Below are 22,651 nucleotides of genomic sequence, written 5' to 3' on the forward strand. Positions count from 1 at the left end.
CTGTTAAAAGCGGCGGCTAAAGGAGGTAGCCGCCATGAAGCACATACCCTATCGACAAAATCCGACGGTCATTGACATATCAAAAAAAGCCCGACCACCGCCGGGAACCTCTCTACCCTTGACTATGAACTGTCTAATCATCTAAATACTGCTTACAATACCTATACGCCTGTCCGGGCTTTTCGGACAGGCGTATTTTGCTGCTCAAAAAATTTTTTGAAAAAATTTCAAAAAATCTTCGGCGTTTTTCAAAAACGCCGTATTGCCCCGCGAAAAGGGGGAAGCACCACCAACTTTCCAACGAGAAAGGAGGTGAGAATGTGGAACCTAATAGCAGGGAGTTTTACAAACAATGTGCTTTTCAGAAGTTTCAACACCATTTCTTCTGCACTAGCTTTTATATTATTCATCAGTCTAACCCACTTCGTCCGATTCTGTACCTTTAATTCTTCAGTTACGCCCTGTTTTTCTGCCATCTGTTCCATAAGCATTTCCACCTGCTCTCTGCTCTCCTGATCAATTTGATTCAGGTGTTCCGTCAGCTTTCCAGTCAACAACAAATATTGATATTTTGCTAATCTGTGTTCCTTCAGAAACTGTTTCCTCAGCATTCCATATTTCCCATATATCGGTTCTTCTTCATTCAATACCAAATCCGGCAAATAATAATCTCCATGCAAAGTATAGCTTAATCCGTTCTTTTCATCATAAATGTGTGTTTCCATAATCTTATCTCTCCATTTCTCTGTTTTTTGATTTAGTTTTCTTACGCTGCTGATTCTCCATCTCGCTTTTTTTCATTCCCCATGCCAATCTTTCATGAATATTTCCCTTCGGCATTTGTTCCATCCGTCGCTTTTCTTCCAGGACTTTCTCGTTTTGAATATCCTGCTGTACTGCTGTATCTACAGTTTCTATTCCAAGAACACGCACAACACGATCATACCTATCAGAAACACCTTGTAATATATCTTTTTCTTCTGACAATTTCTGATTATCTTTACGTATATCATCCAGTTCTCTCTGAATAGCATTATATTTTTGTTTCACCTTTTGATATTTTCTCTTCCAACCTTCCACCTCTTTCGTAAGTTCTTTAACCTGAGCCGCCATTACAGCAACCTTATTCTTTATTTGAAGAAACAGTGGTTTAATTTTTTTATCTCGATAGGTTACTGCCCGTTCTAGCGTGCCCGCCTCCGGCAGTAACATTTTAACCGTTCCATATTCTTTGATTTCTTTGCTCACACTATCCATAATCGGTTGTAGCTGTTCTCTGCGATCTTCCAGGCTTTTTAGTTCTTTTTCTGCGCTCCCTGCCTTTTGTTCTGCTTCTTGCTTCGCCTTGATTGCCTGTTCCTTATCGTCTTTTAAATTCTGGATATCTGCTCTGGATTCTGCAATTTGTGCTGTTAATTCTTCTTTTTCAGCAGTTAGATGCTCTTTCTCCTGCTCCAATTCCTGTACTTCCTTTTTCCGTTCTTTTTTCTTGAAGTTATAGACATCCAGATGTTCCTCATGAGTACCTTTCTGTTCCCATTCAATTCCATACTGCTTTGCAGTCTCTGCCAGAACTTCTTTTTCATGATTTATCCACTGATTCAGTTCCGTATCATGCTTATTTCCACCTTGAAATCCAAGACTTTTTAATGCCTGTTTCAGTGAAACTCTGGTATCCATTCCTTTTCCTTTCCAGTCCGTCACATAAGGAATAAAATCAATATGGAGATGTGGAGTAGCCTCATCCTGATGCAGATAGCAACTAAATACCCGAAGTGTCGGATTCCGTTTCTGGAAATCTTTTACATACTCATCCAGTACGTTTACAGCCAGATCTCCTGCTTCTGTTCCAACAGCCATATCTTCTCGGTTTCCAATCTGGAAAATCACTTCATGGAACAACTTTTCCTGTTTTCCTTGGCGAATCTTTTCATAATAATTTGTAATCTGCCGATCTTTTCTTTTCCCGACATTATACCGTTCTACAGCTTCATCAAACAGCTCTTTATAGACTTCTTTCAGATTCTCATTCCGGTAACAAATATTTAATTGCACTCTGTCTGGATCAACATTTTCTGCTATAAAATCTCGTCTGTTATGAGCCAGAGACCCTGTCCCGATCATACCACTGATTGTTCGTTTCATCGTCATATTCCTCACCCCGCTTTCTAAAACCAGTGCCAGACATGGCACATAAATTTGTATCTTTGCCAGCTATAGTATAAAAAGAAATATTCGCCGGATACGGCGGTTTTGTTACTTTTGTCAAAAGTAACGCAAAAGCACTTTCGACAGCCGTACCGTCCATCAAAAGTACCCTTGCGCCCTCCGGGGGTACAGAGACCTTTACTCCGGTATCCTTGCCCGAATATATTCCAAATCACCACAATACGGTGTCCCTACAAGATACCATTCTCTTGCAGGATTCATTTCCATTCTGGTCTGAACCCATTCATCATCAAGCAACACTTCCAGGCATTCTCCACAGTGAAATCCTGTATCAATCCATAGATCTGATGATAATAATCCATATCTTTTGTTATAACTGTTATATCCTAATCTTCCTTCTCTCATTGTGCCAATCTCCTTTCATCTACCGTTTCCGCAGGGGCGCCCTGAATCAGGGCTCCCTTTTGAAAATTCTCTTCTACGCCAGTCAACTCCCGACTACACCTTACCAACATTCTCCTTGTCTGCTATCTACAGGTGCGTGACACGCTCCTGTAATAAAGTGTTCAGAAAGAACCTTTACCATCGAAAGTTCTCCGGTATTCCCCGTCTGTCCAGATATTCCTTCCGGAACTTTTCTCTTTCTTCTTCCGTTGGTGCTGTTTTGGATTTGCTGTATACTTCACGATTCACCATTGCATCCAGTTTTTTCTCCAATCCCAACCGTATTATTTCTTCACCATCGTAGTTATCCATCAAAAAATATTGCAAGAGCTGAAAGAATAACTCGTATGGAATCTGTACACTTTTATTTTGCATCTATTCTCCTTTCAAGGTAGCAAGATCCCCTCTTCTTAAGAAATGGTAATCTTGCCATCTTCCATTTTTATTCTGGCAACATCCAATACCATTGCTTTCCACGTTTTACGGAATCAATTTCAAGTTCCCGTTTGGCGTTCCATAGCGTTTTACTTTTGATTCCTCTGGCTTCTGCTTCTTCTGCAATTTTCTTCTGAGTCATTCCTCCATTTGCCAGTATCTCAAGGAGAAATTCTTTTGCTTTCCGACTTTTCTGTCCTCTTCCGTCTCCATTAAGAAGTTCATCGGCACTGATATCATATTCTCCAATCCATTCAAACCCATTATTCTTATCCAGTCTGAATGCAATGGACGTTCCTTCCGGTGCAAGAGAACTCTTCGTATGACATACCACTCTTACTTCCGGTTCATCTTTCACTCGCCCGACAATCAGAACACTTCTTGCAGCAGCCTGAAAATCAATGGAGCCAAGTCCTCGATAAGAAGATTTGCCGTTGCTGTTTTTGTTCATATGACCGATTAAAATAACTGCACAGTGATATTTTTCTGACAGCACTGCGATACGCTTCATCAGTGGTCTGATCTCATTTGCCCTGTGCATATCTACGTCCGCTCCCAGAAAGCCCTGTATCGGATCAAGAACAACCATTTTTGCTTTTGTCTGCACGATTGCTTCTTCCAATCTGACATCTGCCATTGTCAGTGGCTGGTCACTGTCATCAATCACCAGCACCTTTGAACAATCTGCACCTGCAGCAAGTAATCTGGGTTTGATAGTATCTCCAAGTCCATCTTCTGCTGTCTGATAGATTACATTTACAGGTGACACAGAAGACTGTTCCTGCATATTATCTTCAGCATCTAAATCTTCATTCTCACTATCGACTTCATCACTTCGTTTTTCTTTTGTTTTCGTTTTATCAGTAACAGGAAGAATCGGCTCTCCTCTGGTCAGTTTTGCAATAATCTGAAGTACCATCGTTGTCTTGCCTTCTCCTGGATCTCCCTGTATAATGGTCACTTTTCCATAAGGAATAAACGGATAAAGCAGCCATTCTACCTGTTCCACCTCTACTGAATCCATATTGATCAGTTTCAGTTTTGGTTCTATTCTACAATTCTCAATTTTATTTTTTTCATTCATATTCATTCCATCATCTCCTCCTGCCCTTCCGGGCAAGTCTCTGATGAACAGATATTCGGGAATTGTCGTATTTCCCGATTCGTGATATACTGAATCTGCCAAGATGGTATATCAGTGAATCTGATTATCAGAGAACTTGCTCAGATTATTTATCTGGGCTTTTTCTTTTGCCTTTTCAACATTCATCTCTTTCTTCTCCCAATCCGGTAACAGCATTTCCATTTTCATTATCCAGAAGATTTGCAATCTTTCTCTGCTGATTTGGATAAAGATGTCCATAAGTGTTCAATGTGATACGAATATCTTTATGACCTAATCTGTCCCGAATCAATAACGGTTCCACACCTTTCTCAATAAGATAAGCCACATGGCTGTGCCTGATATCATGCACTCGAATTTTCTTCACTCCTGCCAGCTCAATCTGCCGTTTCATCTTATGCTGTACCGCTTCCTGAACAACCGGAAATAATCTTTCTGTATCCGGCATTCCGTAATGACCATCTACAAATTCCTTAATTTCCTCTTTCAGAAATTCCGGAATTTCGATTGTCCGAAAGGACTGTTTTGTTTTCGGTTCTGTGATAATATCCTGCATTCCTGTCCGGTAATAAGTCTTATTGATACTAAGCTGATTCTTTTCAAAATTGATATCAGCTTTTGTAATCGCAAGCAGCTCCCCGATCCTGCATCCAGTCCAGAACAGCATCTCAAACATAAGATAATATCTTGTTCCCGGCTCCATTATCTGTATAAACTGTTTGTACTCGTCCAGTGTCCAGAAGTTCAAACTTCTTGAATCTGAATTTCCCATTCGTTTCACTTTCTTGCATGGATTAACCGGCAAGTCATAGATTTTAGCTGCATGTGTAAACAGACTGGTCAACTGATTCTGAATCATTCTCAGATAAGAATCTGAATAGCCTTTTTTCTGAATTTCATTCTGCCACTGAATAATCTGTGAAGCCTTGATTTCACTCATCATCTGATTTCCGAAGTATGGAACGATATGCTGTTGCATCATATATCTTTTATTTTTGATTGTTCGATCTTTCAGATCATTTTGTTTGTCTGAAAAATAAATCTCAATAAAATCGCTCAGCTTCATATCCATACTTCGCTCATTGCTCAACTTTTTGCTTCGTTCAAACTCCAATGCTTCTCGCTTTGTTTCAAATCCACGCTTTCTGCGTTTTTTCTTCTCACCCATGACATTTGTCTCAAACCACTGGGCTGTCCATTTTTTTGTGTCTTTTTCTCTGTAAGCCATATTGATCCTCCCTAATTTTCTGCTATTTCATAGCCATACATCTTTTTTGCCCAAAACGCCTTTGGTATTCTTCCAGCCATCGTAATATATCCCTGTGCAGATAATTCTTTATTCATAGCTTTCACCAGTTTATAGGCATGAGATTTTGAGCAGTTTAATTCCTGTGCCACTTCATCAGCACTCATCATATAATTGTAACTTGCCATATTGCCTCCTCCTTTCCTCTCCAGATATAGAATACGTTTACTGTATTTCTATATCTGTACGATTTTCGTAAATTGATAATATCATGTATTTCTATCGTTGTCAATATTTCGTAAACACATTTTTACGAACTTCGTACACTATTTTTTCTTTATTTTATTCCACGTCTGTGTTATGATATTTTATAGATTTATGTTTTTCGTAATTTTCTAATATATGAAAAAGGAGGATTCTATGGGTGACGGTAAAAATTTAAAGAAATATCTTGATGAAAAAGGCACAAATGTCCGCAAAATTGCAAAGGCAACCGGAATCAGTGCTACAACCTTATATTCAATTATTCAAAAAGATTCCAATATTCGATTTGATTTTGCATTAAGACTTGCGAATGAATTGCAAATTGATGTGAATGAGATATGTTCTGCCAGTCCATTTTCTGGCACAATTAAGGAAGAAGAGATTTATCCTACACTTCCAGACGGTTTGAACGGAGCATTAGACGCAAGTCGTGTAAAGACTTACTTAAAAAATTCTATGTATCCGCTGATGTACCTTTTCGGTAAGAACAGTATGCCTGATGTAGATAATCTGCTTACATCGTTCTATCAGCTTGATGATGAATCCAGACAGGAAGTTGTGGAAACTATCCGTCTGAAATTACAATATCATCGTGATCCAGAACGTGCTGAACAAATCAAACAGATCAAAGGCTGGTAAAAAAATACTCCTGTGAATAGCAAACATTCGCAGGAGTTTCTTTTTGGCACCGTTTTGGCACCGCTGGTCTTATTTTTTAATTATAAATTTATCTGTATTTCATCTTGCTGATAAATGTTTCACTATTACTAACCTGATAAATTTACGAATAATTCTTTTCTTAGAGTACAGAAAAACCCCGGAAACCTTACGGTTCCGGGGTATCTTACGTTTGGACACAATGTACCTTGCGGTACTCAATATATATTAGTCAGTGATTACTCGATGATTGTAGCAACACGTCCTGATCCTACAGTACGTCCACCTTCACGGATAGCGAAAGTAAGACCCTGGCTCATAGCGATTGGGTGGATCAGTTCGATTGTCATTTCGATGTTATCTCCAGGCATACACATTTCTGTTCCTTCTGGAAGGTTGCAAACACCTGTTACGTCTGTTGTTCTGAAGTAGAACTGTGGACGATAGTTGTTGAAGAATGGAGTATGACGTCCACCTTCATCTTTTGTCAGAACGTAAACCTGAGCTGTGAATTTTGTATGGCATGTAAGTGTTCCTGGTTTAGCAAGAACCTGTCCACGCTCGATTTCGTTTCTCTGAACACCACGAAGAAGTGCACCGATGTTATCACCAGCCTGAGCTTCATCAAGAAGTTTACGGAACATCTCGATACCAGTTACAACTACTTTACGTGTTTCTTCTTTGATACCAACGATTTCAACTTCGTCAGATACATGAAGTACACCAGCCTCTACTCTACCAGTAGCAACTGTACCACGACCTGTGATAGAGAATACATCCTCTACAGGCATTACGAATGGTTTATCTGTGTCACGCTGTGGGTCTGGAATGTAGCTGTCAACAGCATCCATAAGTTCCATGATCTTGTCTCCCCACTCACCGTTCGGATCTTCAAGAGCTTTAAGAGCAGAACCTTTGATTACCGGGATATCATCTCCTGGGAAATCATACTCGGAAAGAAGTTCACGAATCTCCATCTCAACCAGTTCAAGAAGTTCTTCGTCATCAACCATATCACATTTGTTCATGAATACAACGATGTAAGGAACACCTACCTGACGAGCAAGAAGAACGTGCTCTTTTGTCTGAGCCATAACACCATCTGTAGCTGCTACAACAAGGATAGCACCATCCATCTGAGCTGCACCTGTGATCATGTTCTTAACGTAGTCAGCATGTCCTGGGCAGTCAACATGTGCATAATGTCTCTTCTCTGTCTGATACTCAACGTGAGCTGTAGAAATTGTGATACCACGCTCTCTTTCTTCTGGAGCTTTATCGATATCTTCAAAGTTTTCTACTACGTTTCCAGCAACTCTCTCAGCCAGAACTTTTGTGATTGCAGCTGTTAAAGTTGTTTTACCATGGTCAACGTGTCCAATGGTACCAATGTTACAATGCGGTTTTGTTCTCTCAAACTTAGCTTTTGCCATTTTAAAACGTCCTCCTTAAAACAATTGGCTCTTATATTATTATAGAGCATCTTTTCGGTTTTAAACTTGCTATCCTTGATTATATTGCATAATCAGAATATTTGCAAGCATTTTATACAATTTGATAACTTGCATTACCAATTGTTATATCATTACAGCTCACCCACGCCGCTATCACACGAGGTGTTTTGGCATGTATATGCCAAAATTCCATTGCAGAAAACAATCTGGAATGAATTTTTGGCAACGTTACTGAGAACGAAGTGAACAATAACGTTATATCTCCTGCAGTCCGTTGGCTTTAAACACCAACAGACTGCAGATGATCAAAATTATCAGTCTTTCTTAGCAAGAATCTTTTCCTGTACAGACTTCGGAACCTGCTCATATTTCTCAAAGAACATAGAGTAGTTACCACGTCCCTGTGTTCTGGAACGAAGGTCTGTAGCATATCCGAACATTTCGGAAAGTGGAACGTATCCACGGATCATCTTACCACCGCCGATATCTTCCATACCTTCGATACGACCACGGCGGGAGTTGATATCACCGATAACATCACCCATGTAATCCTCTGGTGTAGTAACTTCGACTTTCATGATAGGCTCAAGAAGAACCGGAGCTGCTTTCTGCATAGCATCTTTGAATGCAAGAGAACCTGCAATGTGGAATGCCATTTCAGAGGAGTCGACTTCATGGTAGGAACCATCGTATACGTTAGCATATACACCGACTACAGGGAATCCGCCAAGGATACCAGCTTTCATAGCTTCTTCGATACCTTCGCCGACTGCCGGAATGTATTCCTTCGGAATAGCACCACCAACAACTGTGGATTCGAACTTGTACAGTTCTTCTCCGTTGGCATCCATAGGCTCGAATTTAACTTTACAGTGACCATACTGTCCACGACCACCAGACTGTTTTGCATACTTACTGTCTACATCAACAGCTTTGGTGATTGTCTCTTTGTAAGCAACCTGAGGAGCACCTACGTTAGCCTCAACCTTAAATTCACGAAGGAGACGGTCAACGATGATATCCAGATGAAGCTCACCCATACCAGCGATAATAGTCTGTCCAGTTTCCTGATCTGTATGTGCACGGAATGTCGGGTCTTCCTCTGCAAGTTTTGCAAGAGCTTCACCAAGTTTACCCTGTCCAGCTTTAGTCTTAGGCTCGATAGCCAGCTCGATAACTGGTTCTGGGAATTCCATGGACTCCAGGATTACCGGATGCTGCTCGTCACAGATTGTATCACCAGTTGTTGTGAATTTGAATCCGATAGCTGCAGCGATATCACCGGAATATACTTTATCAAGTTCCATACGTTTGTTAGCATGCATCTGAAGAATACGTCCAACACGTTCTTTCTTGTCCTTAGTAGCATTAAGTACATAAGAACCAGAATTCATTGTACCGGAGTATACACGGAAATATGCCAGTTTACCAACAAATGGGTCTGTCATAATCTTGAATGCAAGTGCTGCAAACGGTTCTTCATCAGAAGAATGTCTTACTACCGGGTTGCCGTCCAGGTCAGTTCCCTCGATTGGAGGAATATCTGTTGGAGCAGGCATATACTCAAGGATAGCATCAAGAAGTTTCTGAACACCTTTGTTTCTGTAAGCAGAACCACAGCAAACCGGAACAGCTGTACACTCGCATGTCGCTTTTCTTAATGTTGCTTTCAGTCTCTCAACAGTTGGTTCTTCACCTTCAAGATATTCCATCATTAAGTCGTCATCAAGCTCACAGATTTTCTCAATGAGCTCTGTATGATAAAGCTCAGCATCTTCCTTCATGTCTTCAGGAATGTCAACGATGGAGATGTCATCACCTTTTTCATCGTTGTAGATGTAAGCTTTCATTTCGAATAAGTCAATGATTCCTTTGAAATCATCTTCTTTTCCGATTGGCAGCTGTAAGCAGATTGCGTTTTTACCAAGACGAGTCTTGATCTGCTCTACTGCACCGTAGAAGTTTGCACCAAGGATATCCATCTTGTTGATGAATGCCATACGTGGTACATTGTAAGTGTCGGCCTGACGCCATACGTTTTCAGACTGCGGTTCAACACCACCCTTAGCACAGAAAACGCCGACAGCACCGTCAAGTACACGAAGAGAACGCTCAACTTCTACTGTGAAGTCAACGTGACCTGGGGTATCAATGATGTTGATACGATGTTCCAGAGCACCTGGCTTCGGTTTGCAGTTCTCTTCCAGAGTCCAGTGACATGTTGTAGCCGCTGAAGTGATTGTGATACCTCTCTCCTGCTCCTGTTCCATCCAGTCCATGGTAGCAGTACCTTCATGAGTATCACCAATCTTATAGTTGACACCTGTATAATACAGGATACGTTCTGTAAGAGTTGTTTTACCCGCATCGATATGAGCCATAATACCAATATTTCTGGTACGCTCTAATGGATATTCTCTTCCCTCTTTAGCCAATGGATTTTCCTCCTATATTAGAAGCGATAGTGAGCAAATGCTTTATTTGCCTCAGCCATCTTGTGCATGTCTTCTTTTCTCTTAACGGATGCACCTGTGTTGTTCATTGCATCTAAAAGCTCATTTGCAAGTCTTTCTTCCATTGTTTTCTCGCCTCTTTTACGAGAGAACATTGTTAACCAGCGAAGAGCCAGTGCCTGACGTCTGTCTGCTCTTACCTCGATCGGAACCTGATAAGTAGCACCACCGATACGTCTAGCTTTTACTTCAAGAAGTGGCATGATGTTGTTCATAGCCTCTTCGAAAACTTCAAGTGCTGGTTTACCAGCTTTTTCTTCGATTCTGGCGAATGCACCGTAAACAATTTTCTGTGCTACACCTTTCTTACCGTCTAACATGATGTTATTGATAAGTTTGGTAACCACTTTATTGTTGTACATTGGATCTGCCAGAACGTCTCTTTTCTGAGTATGTCCTTTACGTGGCACGTTACTTCCCTCCTTAATCATTGTGATTAAATCATCGGTACTCACGCAGATAACTATTGCATGTTCGCACTGGTAAGGTCCTATATTTAACCCGCAACCGGCAGGGTATATGGAATACCGTACAAATTCATAGTTCTAGTCTTCCGTGAATTTTCGATTGATTAATTCCTGCTGTCCTAAACAATAGGATCAGTTCTTAAAATTCTTATGAAACCTTTTTAGAATTATTTCTTTTTCGGTCTCTTAGCGCCGTATTTAGAACGGGCCTGTTTTCTGTTAGCAACACCTGCAGTATCAAGAGTACCTCTGATGATGTGGTATCTTGTACCAGGTAAGTCCTTAACCCTTCCACCACGGATAAGAACAACGCTATGCTCCTGAAGGTTGTGACCTTCTCCTGGGATGTAGCTTGTTACTTCGATTCCGTTGGAAAGACGAACTCTGGCGATTTTTCTAAGAGCTGAGTTAGGCTTCTTAGGAGTTGCAGTCTTAACTGCTGTACAAACGCCACGTTTCTGTGGTGCAGACTGTTCAACTGCTTTCTTTCTTAAAGAGTTGAATGTTTTCTGGAGAGCCGGAGCTGTAGATTTCTTTACAGATGTCTGGCGTCCTTTTCTTACTAACTGGTTGAATGTTGGCATTCCATTTCACCTCCCGATTTATTTCTCCATAGATTTTTCTATGGGGCCTTGCGGTTGCTATTCGTGTAATTACGCGCAAAAAAATTAAACGCTCCTTTTGCACGCTTGCTTATTATATCCCGCAAAACTCGCACTGTCAAGGGATTTCTCGTGAATTTTACAGTATTTTTTCATATTTTTATCATAACCAAAAAATCCTTTCCTCATACACTACATCACCATATTAAACTTATCTGACAATATGCTCCCCCTCCAACCACTTTACTGCCACTTCCCCACTGCGAATCCCAGCGCCGGATAATATTTATTTTGTGTGCATTTGCAGGATGCTTAGAGATACTTAATCTGCAGAAATCTGCGTTATGAGCAGACCGTCTCACGTGTTTGAGCGAAGTTTGCAACGTAGCGAGTTTGAGAGGGCTGCTCATGCTTTTAGCAGATTTCTGCAGATTTATAGCAGTCCTAGTAAATAATGCATTTAAGACAGTTCAGCAGAGTGCGAAAGACAAGGAAGATATCTGCAGGCGTGCTGACGCACGGCAAAGATATCTGACGCAGGATTTCACACTCTGATGGGCTGGATTAAGATGCATTATTTACTAGGACTGCTATAATATCTCTTAGCGTCCGAAACCGCACACAAAATAAATATTATCCGGCGCGTCCCCTTCACTAACAATTGCATTTCCCCCTCCCTTTTATTATAATAACAACTAAAGCAGGCAAATCAACTTGCAGACACACTATAACATTCTATAAACTCAGGAAAGGACACTATAATATATGAAGAAACCCAGCATGATCAGCATCCTTCTGTTTCTGACAGGACTCCTGTGCATCATAGCCCTGATCTTCTTTAACAGGACCACACTGCACCAGATCCTCACTACCGAAAAAGAAGTCGATACAATCTCCGAACAGATCACTGCAAAACACGACGAAGTCAAACAGGCAGTAGACAAGTACACTACCGCCATAGACACAGTCCAGTCAAATATCAATCGCATGAAACAAAAACAACAGACAGCCACACAGAAGAAAACAAAAGAAAAAGCTGAAATCCCGAAAGAACCTTCATCAAAGCCTTCTGTATTCAGCCAGAACAGCACCAGCGCCTCCTCTAATTCCAGTGCCGGCGTTTTCTCCTCCGATGCCGAAACAGGCGGACATATAATAGGAATCGATCCAGGGCATCAGAGTGAGTCCGTGGATATGAGTGCCCCGGAGCCCAACGGTCCCGGTTCTTCTGAAATGAAAGCAAAATGTACCAGCGGCACTCAGGGAACCTACAGCGGTGTTCCCGAATACCAGCTCAATCTGGAAGTCTCTCTTCAACTAAAAGATGAACTGGAACAGAGAGGCTATCAGGTAGTCATGACACGAACAGACAATGAAACAGCCATCAGCAACATGGAACGCGCACAATATGCTGCTTCACAGGGCGCAGAAATCTATGTCCGCATCCATGCAAACGGCGATGATTCCCATACTGCATCAGGGGCACTGACCATGTCACCCTCCCAGAATAATCCTTATATCCCACAACTGTTTGAACAGTCTGATCGATTATCCCGGTGCATCATCGATTCCTACTGTGCTGCAACAGGTTTTCAGAACCTTGGAATCCAGTACACTGACACGATGACAGGAATTAACTGGAGCACTGTTCCTGTTACGATCCTTGAAATGGGATTTATGACAAGCCAGAATGACGATCTGAAAATGAATGACGCAGAATTCCAGAAAACAATGGTACAGGGAATCGCAAATGGCATTGACAGCTACTTTGCATCATGATGATGTAAGTGTCAAAAGGCATTTTGCCCCTGACTTGATATCTGCGGATTGCTACGCAGCTTCGCAGTTCCCGCAATCCTGATTACAATAATAATAATTACGAAAGGAAAACCGCAATGAATAAAAAGCCAAATGAAAAACCTATTTTTCTCTATATAGTGATCGGCATACTGACTGTTGCAGTGATTGCACTGGCAGCTGTTTCATTTTTATCACTGAACCATCTCGTCACACTACAGCAAAAAGTACAGACACTCTCCAAAACCGTAGAGGAGATTTCCACTGATGCAAATACCCTTATCAGTCAAGCAGATCAGTTAGATGAATTAAGAGAACAGGAAAGTTCTGTCAAGGCAGCCACCGGAGAAACATCTCCTGCACAGTCAGAATCCGCTGAACCCTCTTCAGAATCCGAACAGCAGAACGGAACACTTTCCCCTTCCTCCAACAACACATTTACCGACAACACTGATTCCAGCATGGACAATCTCCTGAAACAGGTACAGTCCCTGCTGCCGGCTGATAACGGAACCTGGTCCGTCTATGTCTGCAACCTGCCGAAAGATTCTGAAGGCATGATCAACGATACTCCCATGCAGGCAGCAAGCCTGATCAAACTGTATATTATGGGAGCTGTATACGAAAACTACGATACCCTCTCCCAGTCTCACAACGGAGACGAAATTGACAGTAATATTTCAGCCATGATCACTGTCAGTGATAATGATGCTGCCAACACTCTGGTAAACTGGCTTGGAAACGGCGATGACTCTGCAGGCATGGCAAAAGTAAATGGCTTCTGCCAGGAACATGGTTTCACCAGCACCCAGATGAATCGCCTGCTTCTCGCAGGTAAAGAAAACGGCGACAACTATACATCCGTCAAAGACTGTGGAACCTTTTTAAAGCAGATATACCAGACTGTCAACGGAACCCTTCCCGCTTCTACTCTTCCAAACGCAGATGCAATGTATTATCACTTAAAAATGCAGCAGCGTAAAAACAAGATCCCTGCACAACTTCCAGAAGGCGTCGGTACTGCCAATAAAACCGGCGAACTTGACACTGTAGAAAATGATGCAGCGATCATCTATGATACAGCCAAAGGAATTGACCTTGTAGTATGCTTTATGTCACAGGATCTTACTGATACCGGTGCAGCCCAAAGCACCATTGCTGCAGATGCACGTGCTATCTACGGATATTATAATGAATAAACACACTCTTCTGAATCTACAGTCTATCCAGATAATTGTCATAAATCAGACAGATATTCGCAACCTCCGCAGGTGACTTACTTGATTCGGTTAAAAGAAGGAGGCACATCCCTTAACGGGTTGTGCCTCCTTCTGCAAATTCAACAGGAAGAATCGTCAATGTCTCAATCTCTTCCCCTTTTATTTTCTTTAATAAAAGTTCCACAGCCTTTCGTGCCATATCCGGCACCGGCTGTACAATTGTTGATACCATTATGCCTCTTCAGCTTCCCCCTCTTCATAGGACTTCTCCCATATCTCCGAAAATACTGCCAGCGGACAGTCTGTGAGAAGGCACATGAGAAGGAAACATTCGTATGGATTTACTATGTATATCTCTCCCATTCCACATCGAAGCAGAATATCCTGAATCTCATCCAGAAAATGCTTGTATCTGTTAAAAGGATCATCATCCTCCATTTCCTGGGATACGATAAAGAATTCCAGTGTGATCAGGTCAAAGCGCTCCACCGGGAGTTTGTGGCTTAAAATATTTGTAATCCTCTGCCTGCTGAAACGCTTCTGGCTGAAATGCTTTGCCAGAATGGAGGCAGACATTTTCTTCAAATTGCCCATTTTGTTGATGGGGATTCCGCTGCAGATTACTTTTTCCACATCAGAAGGTGTAATTCTTTCTGCTGTCCACACCTTATCCCCACCTTTTTCCTCTTCATCATGCTGATACAGTCCGGCAATAATCTGCTTCGCATGATATAAAAGCTTTGTAAACTCCTGAAATGCCTGACTTTTCTCAGATATGGGATCTACTCTTTTTGATTTCAGTCGGGCAAGATAATCGATCAGTTTCTCCTCCGTATCAAGGCACAGGTTGCTTCCGTATAAAACCTGAGTATTTTCCACTTCCACAGGAGCGAGTATCTCATATTTTTTCTTCAATTCCTCTGCTTTGTGATAACCCTGCTGCGTACTGTAACAATACCAGTAGATCACCTCGTCCGGATTGTGAAAATCAAAATCCTGTTCTTTCAGTACTCTTGTCAGGAAATCCGACACATCCTCTGTGGTCATTTTCAACCCAAACCCCAGAAGAAAAACGGTTTCTCTTTTTACAGATGCCTGATTCAGCCAGTTATTCACCAGTGCCGACAACTTGGTAGAGGTAGGATTCATGGATTTGGGCGTATAGGTTTCCTTAAAGGAATCTACTACAATCTCCTTATACACTTCCTGTGGAACCTCCGAGAAGGGTTCTTCCAGCTCTGCCCTTTCATAAATATATCTCTTCAGATGGTCGCCAAAGGACACCAGTTCCATCTCTTTATATAAATAGTGGAAAATAACATCCGCATCTTCGTCTTCAAAACTGTCCAGGCTTACCACCTGCCGAAATCTCTGTGCCGCCCTTCTGGTAAATTCATACTCCTGTACTTTATCAAACGCAACATTCTGTTCAAAATCCAGATCCTGCATACGGTTCTTCATGCTGCCCCACCTCTCATTTTTTATCTTTCAGATTTTTCATCCATTCTTTCATTCTGCGGACTGTATCCAGCTTCTGTACTTCACAGAGCACGATCGTCACATTATCTCTCCCACCTTTTTGGAGAGCATTTTTAAGAAGATCATTTACGATCTCCGGGATTTCCATATCCTGTGACAGAATCGCCTCTATCTCACTGTCCGAAAGCATATCTGTTACTCCATCTGAACACAGAAGATATCTGTATCCCTCCTTATGCTCGATTTCTGTCACAGAAGGTTCCAGTCTCTGCAGCTCTTCAGGAAGTCCAAGATACTGGGTTAACGGGGCTTTCCCAACTGCCGTACCACCAAAAACATGGTCTGTGGAAATCTGCTGAAGCTTACCGCCATCCATAAAATAAATCCTGCTGTCCCCAAGATTGCAGGCAAACATAGACTCTGGTGTAAAGAGGAGCATCGCCATTGTGCTTCCCATGCTCCAAATATGATGCTCTGTTCCATATCTGCATACTGCCTGATTCATCTTCTCACATACATCGTCTATAAAATCTTCCGGCATATCCCTCAGCATTCTTTTATTCGCATTATAAAATTTTCCAAATTCTTCTGATGCAAGAAAGGCTGCAATCTCGCCGCAGCTTTCTCCTCCCATACCGTCAAATACCGCCATTGCCGGTGCTCTGTTACCCGAAATAATCTTTGAGCAGATACCCTTTGTTCCTTCATTGTTCACCGGAAGGGATTCCCCAAAACACCAGAAATTATCTTCATTATTTGCCCGGATATTTCCTGTATGGCAGGTATATGCACATTCAATCTGATACATTGCCATTATCTGTCTTTGTTCCTTCTCCCTTCAATGCTTTCAATGAATTGTTCCAGTATTTCTCGCCACGTTTCACGAATTCCTCATTATCTTTTTCGTTATCGTGACATTTTCCATTGGAATCGATCCATCTTATCAGTTCGCCGTCGTTATAATAATAATATTCTGAAGTTTCATCATACCAGATATATGCAAAGAATAACTTCTCTCCCCAGTAGAAATATTCTTCATAAACTCCATCTCCGGATTCTGCCGGATAGACCAGAGCTTTCATGCATTCACTCTCAATATCCAGATTTCCATCTGCCTGCTGAGTGGTCTTTACCCTTCTCAGATATCGCAGAACAGTTCCTTCTGTTCCAACCCAGTCGTAACTGTTCAGATTATCTGTGATAGTTGTTGCCTGCTCCTTGATCGTATCCAGAGCTTTGGAGAAATCTTTGGATCCGGATTTTGTGGAGCTGTATTTCTCATCATCCAGAATTGCGATCGGATTATCCTCCTGTCCTTCCTGAGCATGATCTGTACTTACTCTGTAATAGACGGCGGCCATCATAAGTATCGCTGTACCTGCCACAATTGCAAGCAATGCCCTGCGCAGCAGCTGTTTCTTCCTGCGTCTTCGCTTTCTGGCTTCCACAGCACGCGCAGATCTTATCGCAACTGTTTCTGATGGCGTTTCCTGTGGCTGTATTTTCTGTTCTGCTACAACTGACATTGTTTCTTTATCTGTAAAGCTGCTCTCAGAAACATTGTTTACAGCACGTTTTCTTTTTGCAGCATTCTGAAAATCTGATGTTTTTTTATTTCCCCGGGTATTCTGTACTGACGTATTCTGCACTGTACTTTTTCGTACATTTTCGGCATCTGATATAACATTCTGTGTTGCTCTGCCGTTCTGTGCAATTGCACTATATGATTCTGTTTTATCCGTTCCTGCTTTCTGAACACCGTTTTGTAACTGCCGGATTCTGCCAGATCTTCCATTTTTCAGATCATCCAGCGCACTATAAAGCTCCTCCGGTGTCTGATATCTCTGTGCAGGATCATAAGCACAGGCCTTCATGATAATACGGACAAACTGTGTTCCTGCATCCACAGGTGCACTCATCTGCTCTCCTGCAACACGCTTATTTAATGCATTTTCCTTATCCCTGTAAGTGATAAACTGTTTTTCCAGACTCATAAATGGCAGTCTGTTATGATTCATCAGCCTGTACAGCACAATCCCAAGAGAATAAATATCTACCCTGCTGTCATATTTCTCACCTTTATACATCTCAGGCGCCATATAAGAGTAAGTACCTTTCTTGGAAAATCCGCTCATGGTTCGCTCAAGTTCACGTGCAATTCCGAAATCTCCAAGCTTAAAATCGCCAAATCTGGATACAAAAATATTCTCCGGCTTGATATCCCTGTGAATGATCTTAAGTTTCCGGCAATATTCCAGTGCCTTACTCAAATCCATTCCCAGCTTTATTACCTCTTTCTCAGTAAGCTGCTTTTCCGCACAGTAATCCATAAAACTTGTCAGATATTCCATCCTTATGGAAATCTCCCATCCAATGACATCCAGATATTCCATAACCTTAAAATCTTCTACAGAGACAATGTAAGAGTTTCCTCGAAAGTATTCCATGGTACTGATTTCCTGAATACATTCCTCAACCAGATTCTGAAAATACTGTCTTGTGGACTGCTCATCCCCTGTTTCAGAACGTACGCTGTTCAACTCGCTCTGGCTTCCGGGTATATTGATGATCTTGATAGCAGAATAGAAAGATTTTCCACGTTCTGTTCTCTGTGCCTTATACACCTTTCCAAAAGAGCCTTCGCCGATTTTCTCTATGATTTTCCATTCCGGCCATGCTGAAACCGGAAGTTCTTTATCCATATTGCACCTCCATTTCTGTTCAATTTCTATTTCCTTCCCTGTCCCGGTCAATGCTTTTTACAAGCTGTTACCGGAAACAAAAATGTATATTTATCATAACTGTAAAAATACTTCACAGTTCATTACCTGCTCATAATGTACTGGTATTATAACACAAAAAGCAGTTTCTTTGTATTTTTCTCTTTTTTCGGCAATGGAATGTTCCGGAAAATAAAAGAGAACTACCTCGCCGGCAAAATCTGTCGGCACAGATAGTTCTCTTGTGAATTCATATCAAATCAGTCCGGATAAGTTATCTACTCCGTTGGATCATTCGTTGTCTTCTGCATCGTCTGAAGCCTGATCATCAGCTTCGTCTTCAGCAGCCTCTTCTTCATCAGATTCTTCAACATCGAATTCTTCGTCTTCCGGAAGTTCTTCATCCATTGTGACCATCTCATCATCTTTGATTTCTTCATCTTCCGTAAGTTCTTCGGCTATATCTTCAACCTTTACTTCCGGTTCAGGCATTGTGCTGTTGAGCCTTACATCTCTGTAGCGTTTCATACCGGTACCTGCAGGAATCAGTTTACCGATGATTACATTCTCTTTCAGACCGATCAGCGGGTCAACTTTACCCTTGATAGCGGCTTCAGTCAGAACTTTAGTTGTTTCCTGGAAGGAAGCGGCTGACAGGAAGGAGTTTGTAGCAAGAGATGCCTTGGTAATACCAAGCATAACCTGTTTTCCATCTGCAGGCTGTTTGCCTTCTTTTTCCATCTGCTCGTTAACGTCCTCGTATTCAAGGAAGTCAACCAGTGTTCCAGGAAGGAATTCTGTATCTCCGTTATCTTCGATACGGATTTTCTTCAACATCTGACGAACGATAACTTCGATATGCTTATCGCTGATCTCAACACCCTGGAGACGATATACACGCTGTACTTCACGGATCATATAATCCTGAACTGCACGTACACCCTTAATTCTCAGGATATCATGCGGATTTACGCTACCTTCTGTAAGTTCATCACCTGCTTCAAGGATCTGTCCGTCTGTGATCTTGATACGGGATCCGTATGGAATAAGGTAAGTCTTGGATTCACCTGTTTCCTGATCTGTAACGATAACTTCACGTTTCTTCTTAGTGTCATTGATAACAGCAACACCAGGAATCTCTGTGATGATGGCAAGACCTTTCGGCTTTCTTGCCTCAAAAAGCTCCTCGACACGAGGAAGACCCTGTGTGATATCTCCACCGGCAACACCACCACTGTGGAAAGTACGCATGGTAAGCTGTGTACCTGGCTCACCGATAGACTGAGCAGCGATGATACCGACAGATTCACCAACCTGTACCGGCTCGCCGGTTGCAAGGTTCGCACCGTAACATTTCGCACAGATACCAACTTTACATTTACATGTAAGGATTGTACGGATCTTAACTTTCTCGATAGATCCGCCTGTCTGGTTGTCCACGCCTTCTTTCATGATGCGGGCAGCACGTTTCGGTGTGATCATATGGTTGGCTTTTACGATAACTTCGCCATCTTTATTCTTAATTGTCTCACAGGAGAAACGACCTGTGATACGCTCCTGAAGTCCTTCGATCTCTTCTTTACCATCTACAAAAGATTCTACATACATACCTGAGATCTCATCTCTGTTTTCACAGCAGTCTGTCTCACGTACGATCAGCTCCTGAGAAACGTCAACCATACGTCTTGTCAGGTAACCTGAATCGGCTGTACGAAGAGCTGTATCGGACATACCTTTACGTGCTCCATGTGCAGACATGAAGTATTCCAGTACGTCAAGACCTTCACGGAAGTTTGACTTGATAGGCAGCTCGATGGTGTGACCGGTTGTATCGGCCATCAGTCCTCGCATACCTGCAAGCTGTTTGATCTGTTTATCGGAACCACGGGCACCGGAGTCAGCCATCATGAAGATGTTGTTGTATTTATCAAGACCTGTCAGCAGAGCATGTGTAAGCTCATCGTCAGTCTTCTTCCATGTATCAACAACTTCTTTGTAACGCTCTTCCTCGGTGATAAGACCACGTTTATAGTTCTTTGTGATAAGGTCTACAGTATCCTGAGCCTGTTTGATCATTTCCGGTTTCTGAGGCGGAACTGTCATATCGGCAATGGCAACAGTCATGGCTGCACGTGTGGAATATTTGTAACCTGTAGCTTTGATCGCATCAAGAACCTCAGCAGTCTTTGTAGCACCGTGAGTATTGATAACTTTTTCAAGAATCTGTTTCAGCTGTTTCTTGGCTACCAGGAAGTCAACCTCAAGAAGAAGTTCATTTCCCGGAACACTTCTGTCTACGAAACCAAGATCCTGTGGAAGGATTTCGTTAAACAGGAAACGTCCAAGTGTAGATTCTACTGTACCGGTCAGAACGGATCCGTCCGGCATTGTCTTGCTGCAGCGAACATGGATTCTGGACTGCAGTGTGATTACTTTATTCTCATAAGCAAGGATTGCTTCGTTTACGCTCTTAAAGAACTTGCCTTCACCCTTGTTTCCAGGTCTTTCCTGAGTCAGATAGTAGATACCAAGTACCATATCCTGTGAAGGAACGGCTACAGGACCACCATCAGAAGGTTTCAGCAGGTTGTTCGGTGATAACAGAAGGAAACGGCACTCTGCCTGTGCTTCCTGTGAAAGCGGAAGATGTACGGCCATCTGGTCACCATCGAAGTCAGCGTTGAATGCGGTACAAACCAACGGATGCAGTTTGATCGCTTTACCTTCTACAAGGATCGGTTCGAATGCCTGGATACCAAGACGATGCAGTGTAGGTGCTCGGTTCAACATAACCGGATGTTCTTTGATAACATCCTCCAGAACATCCCATACAGCAGGCTCCAGCTTCTCAACCATTTTCTTGGCGTTCTTAATGTTGTGTGAAGTTCCGTTGGCAACAAGCTCTTTCATAACGAAAGGTTTGAACAGCTCAATGGCCATCTCTTTCGGAAGACCACACTGGTAAATCTTAAGTTCCGGTCCTACGACGATAACGGAACGTCCGGAATAGTCAACTCGTTTACCGAGAAGGTTCTGACGGAAACGTCCGGATTTACCTTTCAGCATATCAGAAAGGGATTTCAGGGCTCTGTTTCCAGGACCTGTTACAGGACGTCCGCGACGACCGTTGTCGATCAGGGCATCAACAGCTTCCTGAAGCATACGTTTCTCGTTACGAACGATAATATCCGGTGCACCTAATTCCAGAAGTCTCTTCAGACGGTTGTTACGGTTGATGATTCTTCTGTAAAGATCATTTAAGTCAGATGTAGCAAAACGTCCGCCATCCAGCTGAACCATAGGACGAAGATCCGGCGGGATTACAGGGATCACTGTCATGATCATCCACTCAGGACGGTTTCCTGACTCACGGAAAGATTCTACAACTTCCAGACGTTTGATGATTCTGGCACGTTTCTGGCCTGTAGCATCTTTTAATTCTTTTTTCAGTTCCACAGAATCTTTCTCAAGATCAATTGCCTCAAGAAGCTCTTTGATGGATTCTGCACCCATACCTACACGGAAATCATATCCATAAGCCTCACGTGCATCCTGATATTCTCTCTCTGTAAGTACCTGTTTGTACTGGAGTCCGGAATTAGCCGGATCCAGTACGATATAGTTAGCAAAGTAAAGAACTTTCTCCAGAGTTCTCGGAGAAATGTCAAGGATCAGTCCCATACGGGACGGAATTCCTTTGAAATACCAGATGTGGGATACCGGAGCAGCCAGCTCGATATGTCCCATACGCTCTCTACGTACAGAGGATTTGGTAACTTCTACACCACATCTGTCGCAGACAACGCCTTTATAGCGAATCTTTTTGTACTTTCCACAGTGGCACTCCCAGTCCTTGCTCGGTCCAAAGATTCTTTCACAGAAAAGTCCGTCTTTCTCCGGCTTTAAGGTACGGTAGTTGATGGTCTCAGGTTTTAAAACCTCGCCTCTTGACCACTCTCTGATTTTCTCAGGGGACGCCAGTCCGATTTTGATGGCATCGAAAGTCATTGGCTGATATGTTTCATTGGCGTTAGTTGTTTCTGCCATGTATTCTTTCCCCT

19 protein-coding genes are annotated in these 22,651 nt (G+C 42.3%); 3 read left to right on the forward strand and 16 right to left on the reverse strand.

Annotated elements, in window-relative coordinates; translation table 11 throughout:
- Positions 1 to 248: 248 nt before the first annotated feature.
- The 7 genes from LJE11_RS11920 to LJE11_RS11950 all read right to left on the reverse strand — a co-directional run bounded on the left by LJE11_RS11920 (position 249) and on the right by LJE11_RS11950 (position 5,605).
- On the reverse strand, positions 249 to 725 hold the full coding sequence (locus LJE11_RS11920; RefSeq protein WP_008793036.1) for a TnpV protein: 477 nt from the start codon (positions 723 to 725) through the stop codon (positions 249 to 251).
- Between the two features lie 4 nt (positions 726 to 729).
- Positions 730 to 2,145 carry a plasmid recombination protein gene (locus tag LJE11_RS11925; protein WP_015541741.1) on the reverse strand — a complete coding sequence of 472 codons (1,416 nt, stop codon included), beginning with the start codon at positions 2,143 to 2,145 and terminating at the stop codon, positions 730 to 732.
- A 201-nt stretch (positions 2,146 to 2,346) separates the two neighbouring features.
- Positions 2,347 to 2,574: a DUF5348 domain-containing protein gene (locus LJE11_RS11930; protein WP_008373546.1), complete on the reverse strand. Its 228-nt coding sequence runs from the start codon at positions 2,572 to 2,574 to the stop codon at positions 2,347 to 2,349.
- 174 nt (positions 2,575 to 2,748) lie between these two features.
- The gene (locus tag LJE11_RS11935; protein WP_008793133.1) at positions 2,749 to 2,988 is read right to left on the reverse strand and encodes a hypothetical protein; all 240 of its coding nucleotides are present in this window, start codon (positions 2,986 to 2,988) and stop codon (positions 2,749 to 2,751) included.
- 67 nt (positions 2,989 to 3,055) lie between these two features.
- Entirely contained in the window at positions 3,056 to 4,138 is a 1,083-nt protein-coding gene (locus LJE11_RS11940) for an AAA family ATPase (RefSeq protein ID WP_055152729.1), read from the reverse strand.
- A gap of 169 nt (positions 4,139 to 4,307) precedes the next feature.
- Positions 4,308 to 5,399, reverse strand: a complete 1,092-nt coding sequence (locus LJE11_RS11945) for a site-specific integrase (RefSeq protein ID WP_227296019.1) — start codon at positions 5,397 to 5,399, stop codon at positions 4,308 to 4,310.
- A gap of 11 nt (positions 5,400 to 5,410) precedes the next feature.
- Entirely contained in the window at positions 5,411 to 5,605 is a 195-nt protein-coding gene (locus LJE11_RS11950) for a hypothetical protein (RefSeq protein ID WP_008373537.1), read from the reverse strand.
- A gap of 232 nt (positions 5,606 to 5,837) precedes the next feature.
- On the opposite strand from LJE11_RS11950, the gene LJE11_RS11955 reads away from it, so the two are divergent.
- Positions 5,838 to 6,320 (forward strand): helix-turn-helix domain-containing protein, encoded by a 483-nt coding sequence (locus tag LJE11_RS11955; protein ID WP_008790928.1) that lies wholly within the window; start codon positions 5,838 to 5,840, stop codon positions 6,318 to 6,320.
- A gap of 257 nt (positions 6,321 to 6,577) precedes the next feature.
- Here LJE11_RS11955 and tuf read toward each other — a convergent pair whose 3' ends face one another.
- The 4 genes from tuf to rpsL all read right to left on the reverse strand — a co-directional run bounded on the left by tuf (position 6,578) and on the right by rpsL (position 11,356).
- Positions 6,578 to 7,771 (reverse strand): elongation factor Tu, encoded by a 1,194-nt coding sequence (gene tuf / locus LJE11_RS11960; RefSeq protein ID WP_008705156.1) that lies wholly within the window; start codon positions 7,769 to 7,771, stop codon positions 6,578 to 6,580.
- A 335-nt stretch (positions 7,772 to 8,106) separates the two neighbouring features.
- The gene (fusA, locus tag LJE11_RS11965) at positions 8,107 to 10,227 is read right to left on the reverse strand and encodes an elongation factor G (RefSeq protein ID WP_008705157.1); all 2,121 of its coding nucleotides are present in this window, start codon (positions 10,225 to 10,227) and stop codon (positions 8,107 to 8,109) included.
- Positions 10,228 to 10,244: 17 nt separating this feature from the next.
- Positions 10,245 to 10,715 (reverse strand): 30S ribosomal protein S7, encoded by a 471-nt coding sequence (gene rpsG / locus LJE11_RS11970; protein WP_020993199.1) that lies wholly within the window; start codon positions 10,713 to 10,715, stop codon positions 10,245 to 10,247.
- Positions 10,716 to 10,939: 224 nt separating this feature from the next.
- Positions 10,940 to 11,356 (reverse strand): 30S ribosomal protein S12, encoded by a 417-nt coding sequence (gene rpsL / locus LJE11_RS11975; RefSeq protein ID WP_008705161.1) that lies wholly within the window; start codon positions 11,354 to 11,356, stop codon positions 10,940 to 10,942.
- A 783-nt stretch (positions 11,357 to 12,139) separates the two neighbouring features.
- On the opposite strand from rpsL, the gene LJE11_RS11980 reads away from it, so the two are divergent.
- Together LJE11_RS11980 and LJE11_RS11985 are read left to right on the forward strand one after the other, a co-directional pair.
- Positions 12,140 to 13,153: an N-acetylmuramoyl-L-alanine amidase gene (locus tag LJE11_RS11980; protein ID WP_227296021.1), complete on the forward strand. Its 1,014-nt coding sequence runs from the start codon at positions 12,140 to 12,142 to the stop codon at positions 13,151 to 13,153.
- A 116-nt stretch (positions 13,154 to 13,269) separates the two neighbouring features.
- The gene (locus LJE11_RS11985) at positions 13,270 to 14,370 is read left to right on the forward strand and encodes a serine hydrolase (RefSeq protein WP_118330531.1); all 1,101 of its coding nucleotides are present in this window, start codon (positions 13,270 to 13,272) and stop codon (positions 14,368 to 14,370) included.
- A gap of 112 nt (positions 14,371 to 14,482) precedes the next feature.
- Here LJE11_RS11985 and LJE11_RS11990 read toward each other — a convergent pair whose 3' ends face one another.
- From LJE11_RS11990 to rpoC, 5 genes are all read right to left on the reverse strand, one after another.
- Entirely contained in the window at positions 14,483 to 14,623 is a 141-nt protein-coding gene (locus LJE11_RS11990) for a hypothetical protein (RefSeq protein WP_154108133.1), read from the reverse strand.
- Positions 14,623 to 15,852 (reverse strand): hypothetical protein, encoded by a 1,230-nt coding sequence (locus LJE11_RS11995; protein WP_055058314.1) that lies wholly within the window; start codon positions 15,850 to 15,852, stop codon positions 14,623 to 14,625. Before LJE11_RS11995 ends, LJE11_RS11990 begins: the two co-directional genes overlap by 1 nt.
- A gap of 13 nt (positions 15,853 to 15,865) precedes the next feature.
- Positions 15,866 to 16,684 carry a PP2C family protein-serine/threonine phosphatase gene (locus LJE11_RS12000; protein ID WP_118585943.1) on the reverse strand — a complete coding sequence of 273 codons (819 nt, stop codon included), beginning with the start codon at positions 16,682 to 16,684 and terminating at the stop codon, positions 15,866 to 15,868.
- Positions 16,665 to 18,572, reverse strand: coding sequence for a serine/threonine-protein kinase (locus LJE11_RS12005; protein WP_227296023.1), 1,908 nt, complete (start codon positions 18,570 to 18,572; stop codon positions 16,665 to 16,667). Before LJE11_RS12005 ends, LJE11_RS12000 begins: the two co-directional genes overlap by 20 nt.
- 309 nt (positions 18,573 to 18,881) lie before the next feature.
- Positions 18,882 to 22,637: a DNA-directed RNA polymerase subunit beta' gene (rpoC, locus tag LJE11_RS12010; protein WP_227296025.1), complete on the reverse strand. Its 3,756-nt coding sequence runs from the start codon at positions 22,635 to 22,637 to the stop codon at positions 18,882 to 18,884.
- Between the last annotated feature and the right edge of the window lie 14 nt (positions 22,638 to 22,651).

Origin of the sequence: Blautia sp. DFI.1.216 (genome assembly GCF_020594215.1) — a bacterium.
GTDB lineage: Bacteria > Bacillota > Clostridia > Lachnospirales > Lachnospiraceae > Blautia_A > Blautia_A wexlerae.

Coding starts and splice junctions, on each gene's coding strand:
- LJE11_RS11920 (WP_008793036.1), bottom strand. CDS start 725: ATGGAAACACACATTTATGATGAAAAGAACGGATTAAGCTATACTTTG.
- LJE11_RS11925 (WP_015541741.1), bottom strand. CDS start 2,145: ATGAAACGAACAATCAGTGGTATGATCGGGACAGGGTCTCTGGCTCAT.
- LJE11_RS11930 (WP_008373546.1), bottom strand. CDS start 2,574: ATGAGAGAAGGAAGATTAGGATATAACAGTTATAACAAAAGATATGGA.
- LJE11_RS11935 (WP_008793133.1), bottom strand. CDS start 2,988: ATGCAAAATAAAAGTGTACAGATTCCATACGAGTTATTCTTTCAGCTC.
- LJE11_RS11940 (WP_055152729.1), bottom strand. CDS start 4,138: ATGAATATGAATGAAAAAAATAAAATTGAGAATTGTAGAATAGAACCA.
- LJE11_RS11945 (WP_227296019.1), bottom strand. CDS start 5,399: ATGGCTTACAGAGAAAAAGACACAAAAAAATGGACAGCCCAGTGGTTT.
- LJE11_RS11950 (WP_008373537.1), bottom strand. CDS start 5,605: ATGGCAAGTTACAATTATATGATGAGTGCTGATGAAGTGGCACAGGAA.
- LJE11_RS11955 (WP_008790928.1), top strand. CDS start 5,838: ATGGGTGACGGTAAAAATTTAAAGAAATATCTTGATGAAAAAGGCACA.
- tuf (WP_008705156.1), bottom strand. CDS start 7,771: ATGGCAAAAGCTAAGTTTGAGAGAACAAAACCGCATTGTAACATTGGT.
- rpsL (WP_008705161.1), bottom strand. CDS start 11,356: ATGCCAACATTCAACCAGTTAGTAAGAAAAGGACGCCAGACATCTGTA.
- LJE11_RS11980 (WP_227296021.1), top strand. CDS start 12,140: ATGAAGAAACCCAGCATGATCAGCATCCTTCTGTTTCTGACAGGACTC.
- LJE11_RS11985 (WP_118330531.1), top strand. CDS start 13,270: ATGAATAAAAAGCCAAATGAAAAACCTATTTTTCTCTATATAGTGATC.
- LJE11_RS11990 (WP_154108133.1), bottom strand. CDS start 14,623: ATGGTATCAACAATTGTACAGCCGGTGCCGGATATGGCACGAAAGGCT.
- LJE11_RS11995 (WP_055058314.1), bottom strand. CDS start 15,852: ATGAAGAACCGTATGCAGGATCTGGATTTTGAACAGAATGTTGCGTTT.
- LJE11_RS12000 (WP_118585943.1), bottom strand. CDS start 16,684: ATGGCAATGTATCAGATTGAATGTGCATATACCTGCCATACAGGAAAT.
- LJE11_RS12005 (WP_227296023.1), bottom strand. CDS start 18,572: ATGGATAAAGAACTTCCGGTTTCAGCATGGCCGGAATGGAAAATCATA.
- rpoC (WP_227296025.1), bottom strand. CDS start 22,637: ATGGCAGAAACAACTAACGCCAATGAAACATATCAGCCAATGACTTTC.